The organism is Pseudomonas sp. T8 (assembly GCF_024610635.1).
GTDB classification, from domain to species: domain Bacteria; phylum Pseudomonadota; class Gammaproteobacteria; order Pseudomonadales; family Pseudomonadaceae; genus Aquipseudomonas; species Aquipseudomonas chlororaphis_I.
In genome coordinates, this window is record NZ_CP102374.1 from 6099902 (window position 1) to 6122049 (window position 22148).

At 62.9% G+C, this 22148-nt stretch carries 21 protein-coding genes; 13 read left to right on the forward strand and 8 right to left on the reverse strand.

Features of this window, described 5'->3' with window-relative positions; genetic code table 11:
- Positions 1-94 precede the first annotated feature (94 nt).
- The 4 genes from NRG23_RS27835 to NRG23_RS27850 form a co-directional block, all read right to left on the reverse strand.
- Positions 95-499 (reverse strand): META domain-containing protein, encoded by a 405-nt coding sequence (locus NRG23_RS27835; RefSeq protein WP_023966598.1) that lies wholly within the window; start codon positions 497-499, stop codon positions 95-97.
- Positions 496-933 (reverse strand): hypothetical protein, encoded by a 438-nt coding sequence (locus NRG23_RS27840; RefSeq protein ID WP_009050281.1) that lies wholly within the window; start codon positions 931-933, stop codon positions 496-498. Before NRG23_RS27840 ends, NRG23_RS27835 begins: the two co-directional genes overlap by 4 nt.
- A gap of 90 nt (positions 934-1023) precedes the next feature.
- Positions 1024-2013, reverse strand: a complete 990-nt coding sequence (locus tag NRG23_RS27845; protein WP_041989046.1) for a 2-hydroxyacid dehydrogenase — start codon at positions 2011-2013, stop codon at positions 1024-1026.
- A gap of 66 nt (positions 2014-2079) precedes the next feature.
- Positions 2080-4833 carry a response regulator gene (locus NRG23_RS27850; RefSeq protein ID WP_009050279.1) on the reverse strand — a complete coding sequence of 918 codons (2754 nt, stop codon included), beginning with the start codon at positions 4831-4833 and terminating at the stop codon, positions 2080-2082.
- Positions 4834-5055: 222 nt separating this feature from the next.
- Between NRG23_RS27850 and NRG23_RS27855 the strand changes: the two genes are divergently transcribed.
- The 7 genes from NRG23_RS27855 (at position 5056) to NRG23_RS27885 (ending at position 13403) form a co-directional block, all read left to right on the forward strand.
- A complete protein-coding gene (locus tag NRG23_RS27855; protein ID WP_028683152.1) occupies positions 5056-5778 on the forward strand; it encodes a response regulator transcription factor in 723 nt (240 codons plus the stop codon).
- Entirely contained in the window at positions 5765-7177 is a 1413-nt protein-coding gene (locus NRG23_RS27860) for a sensor histidine kinase (RefSeq protein ID WP_028683151.1), read from the forward strand. Before NRG23_RS27855 ends, NRG23_RS27860 begins: the two co-directional genes overlap by 14 nt.
- An 80-nt stretch (positions 7178-7257) precedes the next feature.
- Positions 7258-8160: a cysteine synthase CysM gene (gene cysM / locus NRG23_RS27865; RefSeq protein WP_009050276.1), complete on the forward strand. Its 903-nt coding sequence runs from the start codon at positions 7258-7260 to the stop codon at positions 8158-8160.
- Complete coding sequence (rlmD, locus tag NRG23_RS27870) at positions 8160-9512, forward strand: 23S rRNA (uracil(1939)-C(5))-methyltransferase RlmD (RefSeq protein WP_028683150.1); 1353 nt, start codon at positions 8160-8162, stop codon at positions 9510-9512. Before cysM ends, rlmD begins: the two co-directional genes overlap by 1 nt.
- A gap of 120 nt (positions 9513-9632) precedes the next feature.
- Entirely contained in the window at positions 9633-11876 is a 2244-nt protein-coding gene (gene relA, locus NRG23_RS27875) for a GTP diphosphokinase (protein ID WP_009050274.1), read from the forward strand.
- 126 nt (positions 11877-12002) lie between these two features.
- Positions 12003-12836: a nucleoside triphosphate pyrophosphohydrolase gene (gene mazG, locus NRG23_RS27880; protein WP_009050273.1), complete on the forward strand. Its 834-nt coding sequence runs from the start codon at positions 12003-12005 to the stop codon at positions 12834-12836.
- 27 nt (positions 12837-12863) lie between these two features.
- Positions 12864-13403, forward strand: a complete 540-nt coding sequence (locus tag NRG23_RS27885) for a DUF2058 domain-containing protein (protein WP_007927770.1) — start codon at positions 12864-12866, stop codon at positions 13401-13403.
- A gap of 94 nt (positions 13404-13497) precedes the next feature.
- On the opposite strand, the gene NRG23_RS27890 is transcribed toward NRG23_RS27885, so the two are convergent.
- The 4 genes from NRG23_RS27890 to purM all read right to left on the reverse strand — a co-directional run bounded on the left by NRG23_RS27890 (position 13498) and on the right by purM (position 16459).
- Complete coding sequence (locus NRG23_RS27890) at positions 13498-13686, reverse strand: hypothetical protein (protein ID WP_016702508.1); 189 nt, start codon at positions 13684-13686, stop codon at positions 13498-13500.
- 330 nt (positions 13687-14016) lie between these two features.
- Positions 14017-14730 carry a DUF3108 domain-containing protein gene (locus NRG23_RS27895; protein ID WP_007927772.1) on the reverse strand — a complete coding sequence of 238 codons (714 nt, stop codon included), beginning with the start codon at positions 14728-14730 and terminating at the stop codon, positions 14017-14019.
- An 8-nt stretch (positions 14731-14738) separates the two neighbouring features.
- Positions 14739-15389: a phosphoribosylglycinamide formyltransferase gene (purN, locus tag NRG23_RS27900; RefSeq protein ID WP_009050271.1), complete on the reverse strand. Its 651-nt coding sequence runs from the start codon at positions 15387-15389 to the stop codon at positions 14739-14741.
- 11 nt (positions 15390-15400) lie between these two features.
- Positions 15401-16459, reverse strand: coding sequence for a phosphoribosylformylglycinamidine cyclo-ligase (gene purM, locus NRG23_RS27905; RefSeq protein WP_038634283.1), 1059 nt, complete (start codon positions 16457-16459; stop codon positions 15401-15403).
- 386 nt (positions 16460-16845) lie between these two features.
- On the opposite strand from purM, the gene NRG23_RS27910 reads away from it, so the two are divergent.
- The 6 genes from NRG23_RS27910 to NRG23_RS27935 all read left to right on the forward strand — a co-directional run bounded on the left by NRG23_RS27910 (position 16846) and on the right by NRG23_RS27935 (position 22148).
- A complete protein-coding gene (locus NRG23_RS27910; RefSeq protein WP_155500005.1) occupies positions 16846-17883 on the forward strand; it encodes a DUF2066 domain-containing protein in 1038 nt (345 codons plus the stop codon).
- A 36-nt stretch (positions 17884-17919) separates the two neighbouring features.
- The gene (locus NRG23_RS27915; RefSeq protein ID WP_009050268.1) at positions 17920-18993 is read left to right on the forward strand and encodes an AI-2E family transporter; all 1074 of its coding nucleotides are present in this window, start codon (positions 17920-17922) and stop codon (positions 18991-18993) included.
- A 228-nt stretch (positions 18994-19221) separates the two neighbouring features.
- Positions 19222-19926 (forward strand): DnaA regulatory inactivator Hda, encoded by a 705-nt coding sequence (gene hda / locus NRG23_RS27920; protein ID WP_007898944.1) that lies wholly within the window; start codon positions 19222-19224, stop codon positions 19924-19926.
- A gap of 214 nt (positions 19927-20140) precedes the next feature.
- On the forward strand, positions 20141-20761 hold the full coding sequence (locus NRG23_RS27925; RefSeq protein ID WP_009050267.1) for a C40 family peptidase: 621 nt from the start codon (positions 20141-20143) through the stop codon (positions 20759-20761).
- A 165-nt stretch (positions 20762-20926) separates the two neighbouring features.
- Positions 20927-21460 (forward strand): C40 family peptidase, encoded by a 534-nt coding sequence (locus NRG23_RS27930; RefSeq protein WP_007927778.1) that lies wholly within the window; start codon positions 20927-20929, stop codon positions 21458-21460.
- A 25-nt stretch (positions 21461-21485) separates the two neighbouring features.
- Positions 21486-22148, forward strand: coding sequence for an O-methyltransferase (locus NRG23_RS27935; protein WP_101283181.1), 663 nt, complete (start codon positions 21486-21488; stop codon positions 22146-22148).

Consider the following 22148-nt stretch of genomic DNA (forward strand, 5'->3'; position numbering starts at 1 on the left):
GGCTGTGATCGGCCTGCAAGGCCGTTGCGATCTCGGGATCGCTGAAGGTCCTGCGGACCTTATCGCAGCCTGCGGCAGCGGCTACAGGGGGCGGTCAACCTTCCTCGAGCCACCAGCGCAACGGCTTGCCTTCGGCCGGCCAGAAGCGCACTTGTTCGATCGGGGAAATGTCCCAGCGCTGGACGGTTTCCAACGCCTGCAGGAAGCGTCGTTCCTGCTCCATCAGGGCGGGCGCGCACATCTTGCGGGTGCTGCCGACCTTGCCGAAGCTGAGCTTGTCGCCGTCCAGGGTGTAGGGGGCGAACCAATGGTTGCAGCCGCCGTTGCCGTAGGCGCGACCGTCTTCACCGAGGGTGATGGTCAGGTGGCTGTAGTCGATCAGCGGACGCTCGCCGATCCACTCCAGGATATAGCTGCGATCCTGCTGCAGTTTCACCGGCTCCGCCGCGCAACCCAGCAGGCCGGCGCCGAACGCGGCGGTCAACGCCAGGCGTTTCATTGGGCGGCTCGCTGGCATTTCGGGCAGAGGTGTTTTTCCCCTTCACTGATCCAGCCCAGCTCGGCGATCCGCGCGCTGGCCGCGGGTTTTTGCGCCTTGCTGCCCAGCTTGGCATCCACCGCGAACTCGAAGCTCAGCTCGGCCGCGCAGCTGTCGCAGTTGACCTGCCACTGATGGATCGCCAGCTCGCCGAATACCGGGCCGCGGGCCACGGCGACCCATTGGCCGACCGGGTTGATCAGGTGCCGCACGGTTTCCACCGTCAGGCGCATCGACAGGTCCTTGCTGCCCTTGAGGGTGACGATCAGCACGTCGTCGTTGCGGATGGAACCACCGTTGCCGGTGACCTGATAACGGCCGGGCACCAGGGCGCGGCATTCGATCAGGGTGTGTTGCGGGTTCATCAGGCTGTAGCGGAAATCGTGTTCGACCATGGGTCCTCCAAATCTGGCGCGTATGCTAGCACGCACCCTGATATCTCAGGTTGCAGGCAGATGACCTTCGCTTACCGCCGGTCCGTCGACTCAACCTTCCACCTGGTTGCAGGGCGTGCCGGCGGCCCAGGCAGCGATGTTGTGCAAGGTGGTGTCGGCGATCGCCGCCAGGGCTTCGCGGGTGAGGAAGGCCTGGTGGGCGGTGACTATCACGTTGGGGAAGGTCAGCAGCCGCGCCAGCACGTCGTCCTGCAGCGGCAGGTCGGAGCGGTCCTCGAAGAACAGCTGCGCTTCCTCTTCGTAGACATCCAGCCCCAGGTAGCCCAGTTGGCCGTTCTTCAGGGCCTCGATCAGCGCCGGGGTATCCACCAGGCCGCCGCGGCCGGTGTTGATCAGCATCGCCCCCGGTTGCATCCGGGCCAGGCTCTGGCGGTTGATCAGGTGTTTGCTGTCGGCGGTGAGCGGGCAGTGCAGGCTGATGATCTGCGCCTGGGCCAGCAGCTCCGGCAGGCTCAGGTAACGCGCGCCCAGGGCCTCGACTTCTGGGTTGGGGAAGGGGTCGTGGGCCAGCAACTGGCAGCCGAAACCGGCCATGATCCGGGCAAAGGTGGCGCCGATCTGCCCGGTGCCGACGATGCCGACGGTTTTTCCCACCAGGTCGAAACCGGTCAGGCCGTGCAGGCTGAAGTCGCCTTCGCGGGTGCGGTTGTAGGCGCGGTGCAGGCGGCGGTTCAGCGCGAGGATCAGGGCCACGGCATGCTCGGCCACGGCATGGGGCGAGTAGGCCGGGACCCGCACCACGCTCAGGCCCAGGCGCTTGGCTGCGGCCAGGTCGACATGGTTGTAGCCGGCCGAGCGCAGCGCGATCAGGCGCGTGCCGCCGGCGGCCAGCTGTTCCAGCACCGGGGCGCTCAGGTCGTCGTTGATAAAGGCGCAGACCACTTCGTGGTGCTCCGCCAGGGCCGCGGTGTCCAGGCTCAGGCGCGCGGCCTGGAACTGTAGCTCGAGGCCCGGCGGCCGCTCGGCGCCGAGGAAGCTGTCGCGGTCATAGTTCTGGCTGCTGAAGAGAATCGTGCGCATGGCGTCGTCCTTGTGGGTGGTTGCCCCCAGCATGAACCTTCGGGGCAATCGGGTCGTTGCCCTGAGTCAGGCGTTGATGCGGGCCTCCGTGGCCAGGCGGTTGATCGCCCGTTCGAGTTCGTCGAGGGCGGCGAAGGCCTTGATGTCTTCCTGCTTGAGCAGGGTTTCGCTGCGCTGGCAGGCGGCGCGCAATTGCGGCACTCCGCAGTAGCGGGTAGCCCCGTGCAGGCGGTGGACCCGTTCGATCAGGGCATTGTGGTCGTTGGCGGCACGGGCGGCGCGAATCGCTTCGCGATCAGCCTCCAGCGAGGCCAGGAGCATCGCCAGCATGTCGGCGGCCAGATCCGCCTTGCCGGCGGCCAGGCGCAAACCTTCGTCGTGATCCAGCACTTGCAGCTCAAGGCCGTTGCCGGACGGTTCGCCCGTGCGTTCCGGGCCCTGGTTGCGCAGGGCCAGACCGGTCCACTTCAGCACCACCTGAGCCAGCTGCCGTTCGCTGATGGGCTTGGTCAGGTAGTCGTCCATGCCGCTTTGCAGCAGCGCGCGTTTTTCGTTGGCCATGGCGTGGGCGGTGAGGGCGATCACCGGCAGCGGCGTGCAGTTGCGCTCGCTTTCCCACTGGCGAATCGCCTCGGTGCTCTGGCGACCGTCCATGCCGGGCATCTGCACGTCCATCATCACCAGGTCGAAGGATTCGTTCTGCACTGCCTTGACCGCCGCGTAACCGCTGTCGACCGCGAGCACCTTGGCGCCCATGTCCTCGAGCAGGGTCTGCACCAGCAGCAGGTTGGCCGGGTTGTCATCGACACACAGCACCCGCGGCGGGCGACTGGCGATCGGTTCGCTCGGCTCGCTGCGCACCGCCTTGGGGTTGACCAGGTCGGCCAGGGCGCGCCGCAGTTTGCGGGTGCAGGCCGGTTTGGCCTGCAACTGGCTGTGAGGGTTGGGCACCGACAGGTGGAACAGCGTCTGTTCGGTGGTCGGGCACAGCACCAGCACTTTGCAGCCCAGGTGTTCGAGGTCCCAGATGTGCTGGTTGAGGCGTTCCGGCGGCATGTCATTGGTGGTGATGCCGAGAACCGCCAGGTCGATCGCCTGTTCGGTCTGGTGCACCCCGGTCACCCCGTTGGTCAGGGCTTCCAGGGTATTGAACGGCGTGACTTCCAGGCCGCAATCCTCGAGTTGATGCTGCAGGGCCTGGCGCGCCAGCTCATGGTTCTCCAGCACCGCGACCCGCCTGCCGAGCAGCGGCGGGGCGGGCAGGTCTTCAGCGTCGTCGCGGGTTTTCGGCAGGCGCAGGCTGATCCAGAACTCCGAACCTTCGCCGGGCGTACTGTCGACGCCGATCTCGCCACCCATCTGTTCGATCAGGCGCTTGGAGATCACCAGCCCCAACCCAGTACCGCCGGGTTGCCGTGATAGCGAGTTGTCGGCCTGGCTGAAGGCCTGGAACAGGGCGCGCACGTCCTGGTTCGACAGGCCAATGCCAGTGTCCTGAATGCTGATGCGCAGTTGCACGCTGTCTTCGTGTTCTTCTTCGAGCATGGCGCGGGCGACGATGGTGCCTTCGCGGGTGAACTTGATGGCGTTGCTCACCAGGTTGGTGAGGATCTGCTTGAGGCGCAGTGGGTCGCCCACCAGCGACAGCGGCGTATCGCGATACACCAGGCTGACCAGTTCCAGCTGCTTGGCGTGGGCAGCCGGGGCGAGGATGGTCAGGGTGTCCTGCAACAGATCGCGCAGGTTGAACGGAATGCTGTCGAGCACCAGCTTACCGGCTTCGATTTTCGAGAAGTCGAGAATTTCGTTGATGATCCCCAGCAGGCTGTCGGCGGATTTTTCGATGGTGCCCAGGTAATCCAGCTGGCGCGGGGTCAGCTCGCTTTTCTGCAACAGGTGGGTGAAGCCAAGGATGCCGTTGAGCGGTGTACGGATTTCGTGACTCATGTTGGCCAGGAATTCCGACTTGATCCGGCTGGCCTCCAGGGCCTCCTTGCGCGCCAGGTCCAGTTCGATGTTCTGGATCTCGATGGTCTCCAGGTTTTGCCGGACATCCTCGGTGGCCTGGTCGATGCTGTGCTGCAGTTCTTCCTGGGCATTCTGCAGGGTGCCGGCCATGCGGTTGATGCCCGAGGCCAGTTCGTCCAGCTCCTGGCTGCCGAGCAAGGGCAGGCGGGTTTCCAGATTGCCGTCCTTGAGTTGGGTGACGGCCTGTTTGATCTGGCTCAGCGGGTTGTTGATGGTGCGCCCCATGCGCAGCGCCAGCAGGCCGGTGCAGATCAGCCCGGCGGTAATCAGCATCAGGCTGGCGAACAGGCTGCGGTAGCCGCGCAGCAGCATGCTGTTGTGGGACAGTTCCAGCTCGACCCAACCGAGCAGGCGGTCGGACTCGTCGGGAATCAGGTCGCCGGCCAGGTTGCGGTGGCGGCCGAACACCGGCAGCAGATAGCGGGTGGCGTCGCTGCCGGTGCGTTGCAGCATCTGGCTGCCGTTACCGGTGGGCGCCTGGTTGAGCATGCTCGGGCCGGCATGGGCCAGGGGCGTGCGGTCGGGCGCAAGGAAGGTCACCGCGCGTACGTCCTGCTGTTCCAGGGACTGGGTGGCGATGCGTTCCAGCAGGGCGGTGTTCTGGTGGGCCAGGGCCGGTGCCACCAGGGGCGCCAGTTGTTCGGCGATCATTTCGCCGCGTTGCAGAAGTTGGGTTTGCAGGTCCGACTGCTGCATCCAGGTGAAATAACCGCCCAGCACCAACGCCATCAGGCTGGTTGGCAGCAAGGTCAGCAACAGCACGCGGCCTTTGATCCCCAGTTTCTTAAGCACGCAACTCTCCTGCTAACACGCCATGTTGAATGAACCCTGCGCACATCCGGTGCGCACCACCTGCGCAGTGTAGCCATTTGCTTTGCCGCAATCTTCGCAAAATTAACCGTCGAACCGCTCGGCCTTCCCCCGGTGTAGCGAACGCTTTGTCGACCGGTGTCGGTTGCCCGGCCGCGGACAATCTTGAATAATCGCCCAACTGAGAATTACTTGCAGAAGCTAATGAATCCCGTATCTGTCGGCCATCCCCGGATCCTGAGCATCGAAGACGACCTGGTGCTCGGCGCCTATGTGCACGAGCAATTGGGCCGTTGTGGGTTTGATGTCACCTGGTGCCAGAACGGCCAGGAAGGGCTGGCGATGGCCCGCCAGCAGCCTTTCGATGTGGTGCTGATGGACATCCTGCTGCCGGGGATGGATGGGCTGACGGTGCTCACGCATTTTCGCCAGAGCCATTCCACGCCGGTGCTGCTGATGTCGGCGCTGGGGGCCGAGGCCGATCGCATCAGCGGTTTTCGCCTGGGCGCCGACGACTACCTGCCCAAGCCCTTCAGCATGGCCGAGCTGCGGGTACGGATCGAAGCCATCCTGCGGCGCGTGGCCCTGGATCGCCGGCCGGCCCCGGCGCCGCTCAGGCAGGAAGCCCAGGGGCTGCGTTTCGACGACGAGCTGTGCGACGTGTATTACGGGCAACAGTGGGCCGGGCTGACCCGCAGCGAGTACCGCCTGCTGGAGACACTCAACCGCAACGACGATGAGGTCCTGAGCAAACCCTTCCTTTATCAGCATGTGCTGCAGCGCGGCTACGCGCCCCATGATCGCAGCCTGGACATGCACATCAGCCAGATCCGCCGCAAACTCAAGGCGGTCGGTTATGTCGCGCGGGAAGTGCGCACGGTCTGGGGCAAGGGCTATGTGCTGAGTGCCGTCGATGAAATGGCCTGAGCTGCCCGGCAGGCATTCGCTGTTCTGGAAGCTGGCCTGTCTGTTGGTCGCCTTCTGCCTGCTGATGATCTGGCTGAGCTGGTCCTGGGGCCGCTACATGGAACAGAAGAACCTGTTCCTCTCCGATGAGGCCCGCGGCACGCTGACCGGTTACGCCGCCGAGGCCGAACAGGCCTGGAGCCAGGGGCAGAGCGCCGGGATCGATGCCTGGTTGCAGGGCATGGCCGGGCGTGAGCGGCATTGGATCGGGGTCATCGGCCGCGACCTACAATCGCTGAGCAGTTATCCGCTGAGCGAAGCCGAGAGCCAGCACCTGACATTCCTGCGCGGCCTGGATTGGCCGGTCAGCCGTCATACCCGTGGTTTGCCCTGGCTGAAGATTCCGTTTCCCAACGACCCGTCCGCCGGCAGCCTGGTGATCGAGCTGCCCCAGCGCTTCATGCCCGGGCGCTACCGGGTATTCTGGCGGGTACTGACCAACGGGGTGATTCCCGGCCTGTTCACCCTGTTGCTGTGTGTCGGGCTGTATCGACTGTTGGTGGTGCCGCTGAACCAGTTGCGCGAACAGGCCAACGCCTGGCGCGCCGATCAACTGAATGCGCGGCTGTCGAGCCAGACCACCAGTCGCCAGGACGAGCTGGGCGAACTGGGCCGGGCGTTCGACCAGATGTCCGAGCGCCTGCAGGGCACCGTGGCCTTGCAACAGCAATTGCTGCGCGACCTTTCCCATGAATTGCGCACGCCCCTGAGTCGTCTGCGGGTGGCCTGCGACGGCGAGCAGAGCCTGCCGGCATTGCGCGAGCGGTTGGCGCGGGAAGTCGATGGCATGCAGCGGCTGGTGGACGACACCTTGCAACTGGCCTGGCTCGACACCGAGCGGGCACCGTTGGCCGAGGAAGTCATCCAGATCCAGGCCCTGTGGGAAATGCTCACGGAAAACGCCTGCTTCGAAAGCGCCTGGTCCAGCGCGCAACTGCACTGCGCGCTGGATGCCTCGTGCTGGGTACGGGGCAACCTCAATACCCTGGCCCAGGCCCTGGAGAACATCCTGCGCAATGCCATTCGTCATTCGCCCGCGGGCGGTCGTGTGCTGCTGGACGGCCAGCGCCAGGGCGAGCATTGGCTGCTGTGGCTGGAGGATGAAGGGCCTGGCGTGGCCGACGCCGATCTGCAGCGGATCTTCGATCCCTTTACCCGTCTCGACGGCTCGCGTCCGGGCAATGGCGGTTTTGGTCTGGGGTTGAGCATTGCGCGCAACGCCGTGCAGCGTCAGGGCGGCCAGCTGTGGGCGGAAAATGCCGGGCGTGGCTTGCGCCTGAATATGCGTCTGCGGGCTGCCGTTAGGGTGCAAGCGCCTTCGAGCGAGGCTGATTCGCTGCCTTATATCGTTAAGCCATAAGACCCTCACTTTGCGTGATATGGCCTGCGAACGTTTGCCGGTATGATAGTCGCCCCCGCAGTCCGGATTGCGAATACGCCATGACCTTGCAGTACCCCACCATCGCCGATTGCGTCGGCAACACCCCGCTGGTCCGTTTGCAGCGCCTGCCTGGCGTCACCAGCAACACCCTGCTGCTCAAGCTCGAGGGCAATAACCCGGCGGGTTCGGTCAAGGACCGCCCGGCGCTGTCGATGATCACTCGCGCCGAGCTGCGTGGGCAGATTCACCCCGGCGATACGCTGATCGAGGCGACCTCGGGCAACACCGGGATTGCCCTGGCCATGGCTGCGGCGATCAAGGGCTACAAGATGATCCTGATCATGCCCGACAACTCCAGTGCCGAGCGCAAGGCGGCGATGACCGCCTATGGCGCCGAGCTGATCCTGGTCAGCCAGGAAGAGGGTATGGAAGGCGCGCGCGACCTGGCCGAGAAGATGCAGGCCGAAGGTCGCGGCAAGGTGCTCGACCAGTTCGCCAACCTGGATAACCCGGAAGCGCACTACACCGGCACCGGCCCGGAAATCTGGCGCCAGACCGAGGGCACCATCACCCATTTCGTCAGCTCCATGGGCACCACCGGCACCATCATGGGCACCTCGCGTTATCTGAAGGAACAGAACCCGAACGTGCAGATCATCGGCCTGCAACCGATGGAAGGCTCGGCCATCCCCGGCATTCGTCGCTGGCCGCAGGAATACCTGCCGAAGATCTACCAGGCCACTCGCGTCGATCGCATCGTCGACATGACGCAGAGCGAAGCCGAAGACGTGACCCGGCGCCTGGCCCGCGAAGAAGGCATCTTCTGCGGCGTGTCCTCGGGCGGTGCGGTGGCGGCGATGTTGCGCCTGTCCCGCGAAGTTGAAAACGCGGTGATTGTCGCGATCATCTGTGACCGTGGCGACCGTTACCTGTCGACCGGCATCTTCGATGCGCCCAACTGATGGCTAAGCCAGTCAGAGGCCTGCGCTTCCAGCCTTCGGGCGGGAGCCGGGCGGCGCAGATCCCCGTTGGAAAAAAACAGCGCCTGACCATCGAGCGCCTGGCCAACGACGGTCGTGGCATCGCCTTTCTGGAGGGGCGTACCTGGTTCGTTGTCGGTGCACTGGCGGGCGAAGAGGTCGAGGCGCGAGTACTGGGTGCCCACGGCAAAGTGGTGGAGGCCCGTACCGAGCGGGTGTTCAGCGCCAGCGATCTGCGCCGGCCAGCGCCTTGCGCCCATGCCGGCCGTTGTGGCGGCTGCAGCGTGCAGCACCTGCCCCATGACGAACAGCTTGCCCTGAAACAGCGCATGCTCGCCGAGCAGCTGTCGCGGGTTGCCGGTGTCGAGCCAGAGGAGTGGGCGCCACCTTTGAGCGGTCCGGAGTTCGGCTACCGACGCCGGGCGCGGGTCGCGGTGCGCTGGGACGCCAAGGCGAAAAAACTCGAAGTGGGCTTTCGTGCCGCCGGCAGCCAGGACATAGTCGCCATCGACGAATGCCCGGTGCTGGTACAGCCCTTGCAACCGATCATGAGCCGCTTGCCGGCCATGCTGCAGCGCCTGAGCAAACCGCAGGCGCTGGGGCATGTGGAGCTGTTCAGCGGTTCGGCGATTGCTGTGCTGCTGCGCCATATGGCGCCGTTGTCCGCGGCCGACCTGGAGATTCTCCAGGCGTTCTGCGCGTTCCATGAGGCCCAGCTGTGGCTGCATGGCGAAGGCGAGCCGCAACCGGTGGACCCGGACCAGGCCCTGGGCTATCGCCTGGAACCGTGGAATCTGCAACTGGCTTATCGGCCGGGGGATTTTGTCCAGGTCAATGCCGGGGTCAACGAGGCGATGGTGGCCCAGGCCCTGGAGTGGCTGGCGCCACAGGCTGACGAGCGCGTGCTGGACCTGTTTTGCGGCCTGGGCAACTTTGCCCTGCCACTGGCGCAGAAGGTTCGTGAAGTGGTGGCGGTCGAAGGGGTGGCGACCATGGTCGCGCGTGCCGCGGAGAATGCCGCTAGCAACAATTTGCATAACACCCGGTTTTTTCAGGCCGATTTATCGCAGCCCCTGAGCGACGCCGAGTGGGCCCGCGAAGGCTTTTCTGCGGTACTCTTGGACCCACCTCGGGACGGGGCTTTCGAGGTGGTACGCAAGCTGGCGAGCCTGGGCGCCAAGCGCCTGGTTTATGTGTCATGCAACCCTGCCACTCTGGCGCGTGACACAGTCGAACTGGTCAGGCAGGGCTACCGGTTAAAACGTGCCGGGATCCTCGATATGTTTCCTCAGACGGCACATGTCGAGGCCATGGCGTTATTTGAAGCGAGCTAGGATGGCTCGTCTAATCCGTTGGCCCGTCAGGCAGCACTCGCCGGCCCAGCGAGGAAATACTGGCAGTGAAGGTCAGCGATTTGACGCATTGAATGTGCGTCGTAGGGAAGGTAAAGCAAGATGGTACAGGTGAGAGCGCACCAGCCGATCAACACCGACGGCAGTATCAATCTCGAGGCGTGGCTCGATCATGCGGTCAGCGTCGACATGGCACTGGACCGTGAAGCCTTGAAAGAAGCCTGCGAGTTCGCTCGTGAGGCAGAGCAACAACACATCGCCGCGAAGAATCTCAGTGGCGAAGACATGTCGAGTTTCAGCACCGGCCTCGAGATCGCGGAGATCCTTGCCGACCTCAAGCTGGATCAGGATTCGCTGGTGGCCGCGGTACTCTACCGTGGCGTCCGTGAAGGCCAGATCCCGCTGCCGGCCGTCAGCCAGCGCTTCGGCCCGGTGGTGGCCAAGCTGATCGACGGCGTGCTGCGCATGGCGGCGATCAGCGCCAGCCTCAGCCCCCGCCAATCCCTCGTGCTCGGCACCCAGGCCCAGGTGGAAAACCTGCGCAAGATGCTGGTGGCGATGGTCGATGACGTGCGTGTGGCACTGATCAAGCTGGCCGAGCGGACCTGCGCGATTCGCGCGGTGAAAAACGCCGACGACGAGAAGCGCAACCGGGTCGCCCGGGAAGTCTTCGACATCTACGCACCGCTGGCGCATCGCCTCGGTATCGGCCATATCAAGTGGGAGCTGGAGGACCTGTCCTTCCGTTACCTGGAGCCTGAGCAGTACAAGCAGATCGCCAAGTTGCTGCACGAGCGGCGCCTCGATCGTGAGCGCTTCATCTCCGATGTGATGAACCAGCTGCAGAACGAACTGCAGGCCACCGGCGTCGACGCCGACATCAGCGGCCGGGCCAAACACATCTATTCGATCTGGCGCAAAATGCAGCGCAAGGGCCTGGAGTTCAGCCAGATCTACGACGTGCGCGCGGTGCGCGTGCTGGTCCCGGAAATGCGCGACTGCTACACCGCGCTGGGGATCGTCCACACCCTGTGGCGGCACATTCCGAAAGAGTTCGACGACTACATCGCCAACCCCAAGGAGAACGGTTACCGCTCGCTGCACACGGCGGTCATCGGCCCTGAGGGCAAGGTGCTGGAAGTGCAGATCCGTACCCACGCGATGCACGAAGAGGCTGAGCTGGGGGTCTGCGCCCACTGGCGCTACAAGGGCACCGACGTCAAGTCCGGCTCCAACCACTACGAAGAGAAAATCTCCTGGCTGCGCCAGGTGCTCGAGTGGCACGAGGAACTGGGGGATATCGGTGGCCTGGCCGAGCAACTGCGGGTGGATATCGAGCCGGACCGGGTGTACATCTTCACCCCCGACGGCCATGCGATCGACTTGCCGAAAGGCGCGACGCCGCTGGACTTCGCCTACCGCGTGCACACCGAGATCGGCCACAACTGCCGGGGCGCGAAGATCAACGGGCGCATCGTGCCGCTCAACTACAGCCTGCAGACCGGCGAGCAGGTCGAGATCATCACCAGCAAGCACGGCACGCCGAGCCGCGACTGGCTGAACCCGAACCTGGGGTATGTCACCACCTCGCGGGCACGGGCGAAGATCGTCCACTGGTTCAAGCTGCAGGCGCGCGATCAGAACGTGGCGGCGGGCAAGACTTTGCTCGAGCGCGAACTCAATCGCCTCGACCTGCCGCAGGTGGATTTCGACAAGCTGGCCGACAAGGCCAACATGAAAACCGCCGAGGACATGTTCGCCGCCCTGGGCGCGGGCGACCTGCGCCTGGCGCAACTGGTCAACCTGGCGCAGCAGTTGGTGGAGCCGGAACGCGGCAACGAACAGTTGGAGCTGATCCCGCGCAAGGCCACCGGCTACAAGCCGGGCAAGCGCGGCGACATCCAGATCCAGGGCGTCGGCAACTTGCTGACCCAGATGGCCGGTTGCTGCCAGCCGCTGCCGGGGGATGCGATCGTCGGTTACATCACCCAGGGCCGCGGGGTGAGCATTCACCGTCAGGACTGCGCCTCGGTGCTGCAACTGGCCGGCCGCGAGCCGGAGCGGATCATCCAGGTCAGCTGGGGCCCGGTGCCGGTGCAGACCTATCCGGTGGACATCATCATTCGCGCCTACGACCGCTCCGGTCTGCTGCGTGACGTGTCCCAGGTGCTGCTCAACGAGCGGATCAACGTGCTGGCGGTCAACACCCGCTCGAACAAGGAGGACAACACTGCGCTGATGTCCCTGACCATCGAGATTCCGGGGCTGGACGCGTTGGGGCGGTTGCTGGGGCGTATTTCCCAGTTGCCGAACATCATCGAGACCCGCCGTAACCGTACCCCTTGAAATCCGGAGCGTAGGAGCGAGCGGACGGCGATCCGGTTTGCCCGCGATAGCGGTATGTCAGACAAATCGCCATCGCGGGCAAGCCTCGCTCCTACAGAAAACATGGTTTGGCAATGAGAGTGACCGATGTACAGCCTTGAAGACCTGTTGCACCTGATGGCGCGGCTGCGGGATCCGCAGTACGGCTGCCCTTGGGATATCAAGCAGAGCTACGCCACCATCGTCCCCCACACCCTGGAAGAAGCCTATGAAGTGGCCGATGCCATCGAACGGGGCGACTTCGAGCACTTGCAGGGCGAGCTGGGCGATCTGCTGTTCCAGGTGGTGTATTACAGCCAGCTGGCGCGGGAGGAGGGGCGTTTCGAGTTCGACGGCGTGGTCGACAGCATCACCCGCAAGCTGATCCGTCGCCATCCCCATGTATTCCCTACCGGGGACCTGTACGCGCCGCTGGATACGCCACGGCTGGATGAAGAACAAGTCAAGCAGCGCTGGGAAGAGATCAAGGCCGAGGAGCGCGCTGAGAAATCGGCAGAGCCTTTGCAGTTGTCCTTGCTCGACGATGTGCCCGCGGCGCTGCCGGCCCTGTCTCGTTCGGCCAAGTTGCAAAAGCGCGCGGCCCAGGTCGGTTTTGACTGGCCGGATGCCTTGCCGGTGGTGGACAAGATCCGCGAAGAGCTCGATGAAGTGCTCGAAGCCATGTCCGAGAATGACCCGCAGGCGATCGCCGACGAGGTGGGCGACCTGCTGTTCGCCGTGGTCAACCTGGCCCGGCATCTGAAGGTCGATCCGGAAACCACCTTGCGTGGCGCCAATGCCAAGTTCGAGCGGCGCTTTCGATTTATCGAGCAGGCATTGCGCGATACCCGCCGACCCATGGAAGATTGCACCCTCGAAGAGTTGGACGCCTTGTGGGGCGAAGCCAAACGTCAGGAAAAGAATTTGCCCAGCTGTGGCTGAGGCTGTTGCCTAAGTGAGTGAGCACCAATGAGCCTTTCCCTTCGCGACCAGTTGCTCAAAGCAGGGCTGGTCAACCAAAAGCAGGCCAAGCAGGTCAGCAAAGAGAAACAGAAGCAGCAACGCCTGGTCCATAAGGGTCAGGTCGAGGCGGACGATACCCAGGCGCGCCTGGCCCAGGAGGCGCAAGCCGAGAAGGTCAAGCGCGACCAGGAACTCAACCGCCAGCAGCAGGAGAAGGCCGAGCAGAAGGCCCGTGCCGCGCAGATCAAGCAACTGATCGAAGTGTCGCGCCTGCCAAAGCTGACCACCGAGGACTACTACAACTTCGTCGACGACAAGAAGGTCAAGCGCCTGTCGGTGAACACCCTGATGCGCAACAAGCTGAGCAGCGGCTCGCTGGCCATCGTGCACCATGCCGGCGGTTATGAAGTCATCCCGCGTGAAGCCGCGCTGAAGATCCAGGAGCGCGATCCACGGCGCATCGTTCAGCTCAACACGCCGACCGAGGCGCCGGACGAGGACGATCCGTACGCGGCCTACCAGATCCCTGACGATCTGATGTGGTAAACCCGCAGAAACAACAAACCCCGCCATGAGCGGGGTTTGTTGTTTCTGAAGCGGCTACCGATGCGTGGCGGCAGCCGCGGCAGTCAGTGTGAGGTCAGGAGCTTTGCGGTGCGCGGTTCTGCTCCAGCTTCTCCAGTTCGGCCTTGTAATTATGGGCATCGCTCTCGGAATGAAACATTCCCACCAGCAAGTCTTGTTGATGCACGTCCCAGATCCGTACACCTGCGGCTACGCCTTCATGGGACATGTGTGAATCGTCGCGTTCAGTTACTTTTACAGTCATCTGCTAGCTCCAATCTCTATTGATCTGCAGCAAGGCGTGTGCAGGACTTCGTTATATATTTTGTTAGCTGGCTAAGTAAATTGCTTTCAAATGCAACAATCTTTTGCAGATTTCGAAACAGTCCCGCAGGCCGCGGAAACTGTGGCATTCGGTCGCAGGGGCCGGAGTTTCATGACAAAAGTTTCATGTTGGGCGGCTGTTGTGCCGGGCATTTTTTGCTCGGCGAGCGAGCCTGTCGGGTCGCCAGGAGGGCTGTGCTTGAGCGGCCAAATAGAAACACCAGGCGAAAAAAAGCCCCGCATCGGCGGGGCTTTTTCATTGTCGTGCGGCTTAGCTGCCTTTGACGGTCTTGCCGTTGACGGTGCCGTTCAGGAGCATGATGTTGTACTCCTTGCCGTCGGTTTCGACCTGTTGCAGGCGAACCAGCAGGTAATCCCAGTCCTTGGCGAACCACATGACGGTGATGCGTTTGCTTTGTGTCGGGTCGCGTACGCGCTCGACCTTGATCGCGTCGATCTGGCCGGCCTTGGTGTCGACTTTTTCCGAGCCCAGGACACGGAAGTCGTAGGTGTCGACTTCGCCATCATCGACGACCTGATAGCTCATGCTTTTCTTGCCGGCGGCCACATCGTGCTGCAAGGCGAGCTGGTAGGTGGATTTGTCGACCATGCCGCGATTGAGCGGGATCTTGACCGCATCGCCGCGATCGGTACCGGTGACCATCTTGGCGTTCCAGTCGAAGTCCAGGTCGGCCTTCTTGGCCTTGCCCAGGCCGCCGCGCTCGAAGTGATAGGACTGCGGCAGCAGGGTGTCCTTGTCGAGCGTCAGGGTGCTTTCTTCAGTCAGGCTGGCGATCATCATCGAAGCCTTGAAGCTCAGCTTCCAGGTGCCGTCGCCTTTCTTTTCCAGGCTGCGTTCGGCGGTACCGCTCATCGGCAGCTGTTTCCAGTCGGCGGTATAGCTGGCGGAGAAGGGTTGAAGGTCCGCAGCCTGCGCGAAGGGCAGGGCGAGCAGAGCACAAGCGAAGAGCAGGGCGCGACGCATAAAATCTCCTAATTACGAATCAAGTGGCCACTGGCGGCCAGCAACTGACCATCCAGTAAAGCACCCTGTTCGCCGAGTGTGAGTCGACCTTCGGCAAACCAGCGTACGGCCATCGGGTAAATCCGGTGTTCCTGGACGTGGACCCGCTGCGCCAGGCTTTGCGGCGAGTCGTGCAACTCTACCGGGATCACTGCCTGTACGACCAGTGGTCCGCCATCGAGTTCCTCTGTCACAAAGTGCACGCTGCAGCCGTGCTCGGTGTCTCCGGCCTCCAGCGCTCGCTGATGAGTGTGTAACCCTTTGTATTTGGGTAGCAGCGAAGGATGGATATTGAGCAGGCGACCCTGATAGTGCCGAACGAAATCCGCGCTGAGAATGCGCATGAATCCGGCAAGCACCACGAGCTTGGGCTGGAAGGCGTCGATCAGTTCGATCAGTGCGGCATCGAAGGCCTCGCGGCCTTCGAATGCTTTGTGATCGAGGGCGCGGGTATCGATACCCGCGTCCTGGGCGCGTTGCAGGCCATAGGCATCGGCGCGATTGGAAATCACCGCGCGGATGCGTACCGGGCTGTCGTCGGCCCGGGTACTGTCGATCAGGGCCTGCAAGTTGCTGCCGGTACCGGACAACAGCACCACTACATCACAGGTGGCTGGCATCGGCTCTTGCATCAATGTGCCTTGAGGTTTTTCAGCTCGACCTGGGCAGCGCCTTCGGCGGCGCTAGCGATCTGACCAATGACCCAAGGCTGTTCGCCGGCTTCGCGCAGGACGTTCAGGGCAGTTTCAACGTGCTCCTGAGCCACGCAGATCACCATACCCACGCCGCAGTTCAGCACGCGGTGCATTTCGTGTTCTTCGACATTGCCCTTCTCTTGCAGCCAGTCGAATACCGCCGGACGCTGCCAGCTGGCCACGTCGACCACGGCCTGGGCACCTTTTGGCAGAACGCGCGGGATGTTGTCCAGCAGGCCGCCGCCAGTGATGTGGGCCATGGCTTTGACTGCGCCAGTGTCCTTGATCAGCTTGAGCAGTGGCTTGACGTAGATGCGGGTCGGGGCCATCAGCAGTTCGGTCAGCGGCTTGCCGTCGAGCTGGACGGTTTCGATGTCGGCGCCGGAGACTTCGATGATCTTGCGGATCAGCGAGTAGCCGTTGGAGTGCGGACCGGAAGACGGTAGGGCCAGCAGGGCGTCGCCGGTGGCAACCTTGGAGCCGTCGATGATTTCGGCTTTTTCCACCACGCCGACGCAGAAGCCGGCCAGGTCGTAGTCTTCGCCTTCGTACATGCCTGGCATTTCAGCGGTTTCACCGCCAACCAGGGAGCAGCCAGCCAGTTCGCAGCCGGCACCGATGCCGGTAACCACGGTGGCGGCGACGTCGACGTTCAGTTTGCCGGTGGCGTAGTAGTCGAGGAAGAACAGCGGCTCGGCACCGCAGACCACCAGGTCGTTGACGCACATGGCGACCAGGTCCTGGCCGATGCTGTCATGCTTGTTCAGGTTCAGTGCCAGGCGCAGCTTGGTGCCCACGCCGTCGGTGCCGGAGACCAGTACCGGCTGCTTGTAGCCGGCCGGGATTTCGCAGAGGGCGCCGAAACCGCCCAGGCCGCCCATGACTTCCGGGCGCGCAGTGCGCTTGGCGACGCTCTTGATGCGTTCGACCAATGCTTCACCGGCGTCGATGTCTACACCGGCGTCTTTGTAGCTCAGGGAGGGTTGCTTGCTCATGATCCAGGCCTTTAGGGGGGATTCAGGGGGTATCGACCGAGTCCAGGGAGGCCATTGAAACAGTCGCGGCGGCAATGCCACGCAATCATTTCAGCGACCCCGGCTGTTGCCGGTCTGCGAAGGCGCGCGATTTTATCAGGCTTGAGGTGTAGCGGCCATCCTCGGGCCGACGGGCAGGGCATATCCGCTTAAAAAAAACTGCAATTGCGTGTGTCGATCGCGTCGCTCAGGACTGTATAAGGTATAGCCTTGTACTCGCTGTCGTTATGACAGCACGAAAACTTCCATCGATCGGGTGAATGTTTGCCTGGGCTTTGTGGTCACAGCCTGGGTCAATCCTGTTCATGCGGTCCGTTCCAGCCGCCTTTTGTCGTCGGGAATCCTCCATGCGTTTGTGCAAATTTCTTTTTATGGGCTGTTTGTCATTGGTCAGCCTGGCGAGTCATGCCGAAACCCTCAATAACCTGTATCAGGTCCGTGAACCGGTCAGCAGCCAGTCCCCTGGCGAGCGCGATCAGGCCACCCAGCGGGCCCTGGAAACCCTGGTGCTGCGCCTGACCGGCGATAGCAAGGCCTTGCAGAGCCCAGGGCTGGCGGCGATCCGCAAGGACCCGCAGCAGATCATCAGCCAGTACGGCTACGACGCCGGTCCTCCCGAGAGCCTGCAGGTCGACTTCGATCCGGCCAGCACCGATCGGGCGTTGCGCCAGGCTGGCCTGTCGCTGTGGGGCAGTAATCGCCCATCGATTCTCGGCTGGTGGCTGACCGACTCCAGTGAAGGTTCCAGCCTGGTCGGCGATGGCCAGGCCAGTGCCACGCCGTTGCGCCGTGCGGCCCTGCATCGCGGCTTGCCGCTGCGTTTGCCGCTGGCTGACCTGAACGAACAGATCGTCGCCACGGCGCCGAATCTCGAAGGTTCCGATTCGGCGCCATTGCGTGCTGCGTCGGAGCGTTACGGCGCGGACGCCCTGCTGGCGGTGCATGCCAGTGAAGAGGGCGGTCAGTGGCAGGCCAAATGGCGCCTGTGGATGGGGGACCAGAAGGAGCAGGGCAGCGTCCAGGGCGCCGATGTGCCGGCCTTGGCCGATGCCGTGCTATTGGCGGTCAGCCAGCGCCTGGCGCCGCGGTTCGTGGTCAAGCCGGGCGCATCCAGCGAGCAGTTGCTGGAAGTGCAGGGCATGAATCTGGAACGTTATGCGGCGTTGGGGCGTTTGCTCGAACCCTTCGGTGGGCGTTTGCAGAGCGTCGATGGCGATCGCTCGGTGTACCGGGTCAGCGGCAGTGCCGAGCAATTGCGCGCGCAGCTGAGCCTGGCTCGGTTGCAGGAGGTCCCAGCGGGCGCTGCGCCTGTCCAGCCGGTTGTCGAAGGCGCGACACCAGCGCCCGCGCCTGCACCGGCCGCGCAACTGCATTTTCGTTGGTAGGTTTTCTTTCTTTATATAGAAGCAATGGAGTGGTTCATGGCTGATACGCGTCGATGGGTCTGGTTGGGTGGGTTGGTCCTGCTCGGTGGTTTTGTGTACCTGTTGCATCCGATCCTGACGCCGTTCCTGGTGGCCTTGCTGTTGGCCTATCTGTTCGATCCGCTGGTGGACCGCCTGGAAAAGCTCGGCTTGTCGCGCACCTGGGGCGTGGTGGCGGTATTTGCCCTGTTCACCCTGATCGTCATGGCGTTGTTGTTGGTGTTGGTGCCTATGCTCGCCAAGCAGCTGCTGCGCCTGTACGAGCTGGCGCCGCAGATGCTCGACTGGTTGCAGCACACGGCGATGCCCTGGGCGCAGTCCAAGCTGGGCTTGTCCGACGGTTTCTGGAAGTTCGACAAGGTCAAGGCGGCGATCAGCGAACACATGGGGCAGACCACCGATATCGTCGGCGTGGTCCTGAGCCAGGCAACGGCCTCCAGCCTGGCGTTGATCGGCTGGCTGGCCAACCTGGTGCTGATTCCGGTGGTGAGCTTTTACCTGCTGCGCGACTGGGATCTGATGATGGCGAAGATCCGCAGCCTGTTGCCCCGTGATCGCGAGGAGCGGGTGGTGGCGCTGGCCGGGGAATGCCATGAGGTGCTGGGGGCGTTCGTCCGTGGTCAGCTGCTGGTGATGGTCGCTCTGGGAATGATCTATGCCGCCGGCCTGATGCTGGTCGGGCTTGAGCTGGGCCTGTTGATCGGCCTGATTGCCGGTCTGGCGGCGATTGTGCCGTACATGGGCTTTGTCATCGGCATCGGCGCAGCGCTGATTGCCGGGTTGTTCCAGTTCGGCGGCGACCTGTACCCGATGATCGGCATCGTGGCGGTGTTCATGGTTGGCCAGGCCCTGGAGGGCATGGTGCTGACCCCCTTGCTGGTGGGGGATCGGATCGGCCTGCACCCGGTGGCGGTGATCTTCGCGATTCTCGCGGGGGGCGAGTTGTTCGGTTTTACCGGCATCCTGCTGGCCTTGCCGGTGGCGGCGGTGATCATGGTGCTGGTGCGCCATGTGCACGACTTGTACAAGGATTCGGACATCTATAGCGGTGTAGAGGAGTCCGAGCAGTAACGCCTACTGTTGATGCTTTAGGGGCGCCCGTGTTTCAGGCGGGCGCCTCTGAGAGTCTTTACAGCTGTCACATCCACCGTCAAAGAACCCCCCGTGATTTCATCAGGCTAACGCAAACCTTTGATTTTGCTTGTGGTCTGCTGCATTGTGCGCCCGGCGTCACGGGTATAAACTTTGCAAACTTTACACAGAGGCCACTAACGGTTCGTTTGGAACTGTTCAGTCAGCATGAAACCGATTCAGCTGCCCCTAGGTGTGCGTCTGCGTGATGACGCCACCTTCATCAACTACTACCCAGGCGCCAATGCCGCTGCACTCGGCTATGTCGAGCGGCTTTGCGAAGCCGACGCCGGCTGGACCGAAAGCCTGATCTACCTCTGGGGCAAGGATGGGGTAGGGCGTACGCACTTGCTGCAGGCGGCCTGCCTGCGGTTCGAGCAACTGGGGGAGCCAGCGGTCTATCTGCCCCTGGCGGAATTGCTGGATCGCGGCATCGAAATCCTCGACAACCTGGAACAGTACGAGCTGGTCTGCCTGGACGACTTGCAAGCGGTGGCAGGCAAGGCCGACTGGGAAGAGGCGCTGTTTCATCTGTTCAACCGCCTGCGTGACAGCGGCCGGCGTCTGTTGATCGCGGCCTCGACCTCTCCCCGGGAGTTGCCAGTGAAGCTGGCGGACCTCAAATCCCGCCTGACCCTGGCGCTGATCTTCCAGATGCGCCCGCTCTCTGACGAAGACAAATTGCGTGCATTGCAATTGCGCGCCTCGCGTCGCGGGCTGCACCTGACCGACGAAGTCGGGCACTTTATCCTGACCCGCGGCACCCGCAGCATGAGCGCCTTGTTCGAACTGCTGGAGCGCCTCGATCAGGCGTCCTTGCAGGCTCAGCGCAAGCTCACCATTCCCTTCCTCAAGGAAACCCTGGGCTGGTAAATCCGCGGGCGGTAGTGGCTTTTTGGTATATTTCAGGCGCCAGAAAACCCGCATCCGGAAGCGTTTCCAGAGGCGCGTGCGTTTAAATTGGGCTTAAGGCCTTAGATGTTGAGTAGAAACCGATAAGTCACATTTCAATCGATTGAATTTGCAAATTAGAGCGATAGAAGGCATAGTCGCGGCTTCTTTATAACTTTAAGCCACGGTCGTGCCCATGCTGAAGCGCTTCGCACCCCTCGTGCCTCTTGCACTCGTCACCCTGTTGTTTGGTTGCGCCACCCACTCTCCGGTGAGCCAACAAGAGCAGCAACAGGCTCAAAACTCTTCAAAAGCCCAGTCTTCCGCTATTTTCCAGGAAGAGCTGGCAACCGAAAAAGAACTCGCCGAGTTCGCTGACAGCAAGCCTTACCAGCTGCCAGTCTTGGCCGACAGTATCCTCGAGCGTGGCATGTCCCTGATCGGTACCCGTTACCGTTTCGGCGGTACCTCTGAAGCCGGTTTCGATTGCAGCGGTTTCATCGGCTACCTGTTCCGTGAAGAAGCCGGCATGAATCTGCCGCGCTCCACCCGTGAAATGATCAACGTTGACGCTCCGCTGGTTGCGCGTAACAAGCTGCAGCCGGGCGACCTGTTGTTCTTCGCCACCAATGGCCGCCGCGGTCGCGTAAGCCACGCTGGCATCTACCTGGGCGATGACCAGTTCATCCATTCCAGCAGCCGCCGCAGCGGTGGTGTGCGAGTGGACAGCCTGGGCGACAGCTACTGGAGCAAGACCTTCATCGAAGCCAAACGCGCCCTCGCAATGGCCCCGACTGTGGTCACCGCACGCAAGTAAGCGGACTTTTTGTAAGGTGAAGTTAAAGTCTTACTTGAAGTTTGGCGCGTAGGCGCTAGAATCCTGATCTATTGTTGAAAACTAACCGCGTAAGCCCTGCTTACGCGGTTTTGTTTTCGGCCTCACGGCAGAGAAAGCCGCATCCAGATCAGGATTGTTCTGCATATGTCGACGTCGGCCCGCCTCGCATTGATCGTTCTCGCCGCGCTGCTCAGCGCGTGTGCCAGCCGTACCCCGCCACCCGCGCCTGTGGTACGTGCTCCCGTTTTCAATACTCCCCAGACCTTCTCGCCCGCTGCCGAAGACGTGCTGTTTCGTGCGTTGGGCCTGGTGGGCACGCCTTATCGCTGGGGCGGCAACACGCCGGATTCCGGTTTCGATTGCAGTGGCCTGATCGGCTACGTCTATCGCGACGCGGCCGGTATCTCTTTGCCGCGCTCGACTCGCGAAATGATCGGCATGCGTGCGCCGAATGTCGGCAAGAACGCCTTGCAGACCGGCGACCTGATATTTTTTGCCACCAATGGCGGTTCTCAGGTCAGTCACGCGGGCATCTATGTCGGTGAAGGCCGCTTCGTCCATGCACCGGCCACCGGCGGTACGGTGAAGCTGGACAGCCTGTCCAAGGCCTATTGGCAAAAAGCCTACCTGAGCGCCAAGCGCGTGTTGCAGCCAGAGCATCTGGCGCACAACCCTTAGGTCCTATCTCAATGTTGAGGTTGCCATGACCGCTCGTACCCTCAACCTCGACGACGCCCTCTATCACTACCTCCTCGACGTTTCCCTGCGCGAAACGCCGCTGCTGCGCCGTCTGCGTGACGAAACCCAGGCACTGCCCATGGCGCGCTGGCAGGTGGCGCCCGAACAGGGGCAGTTCCTCGCCTTGCTGGTCAAGCTTATCGGTGCCCGGCGTGTGCTGGAGGTGGGGACCTTCACCGGCTACAGCGCCTTGTCCATGGCTGCGGCCTTGCCGGACGATGGCCAGTTGATCTGCTGTGACATCCCGGGCGACTACAACGCCACCGCGCGCCGCTACTGGCGGGAAGCAGGTGTCGCCGGGCGAGTCGAGTTGCGTCTGGCGCCGGCCCTGGAGACCTTGGCCAAGATCGAGCAGGAGGAGGGCGAGGGTGGTTTCGACCTGGTCTTCATCGACGCCGACAAGGCCAATTACCCGGCTTATCTGGAAAGTGCCCTGCGCCTGCTGCGCGTGGGCGGGCTGGCGGTGTTCGATAACACGCTGTGGAGCGGTCGGGTGCTGGAGGAGAATCCCCAGAGCGAAGACACCCGAGCCATCCAGGCACTCAATCGTGCCTTGAAGGATGACCCGCGTGTCGACCTGTCGCTGCTGCCCCTGGGGGATGGCTTGACCCTGTGCCGCAAGCGTTGA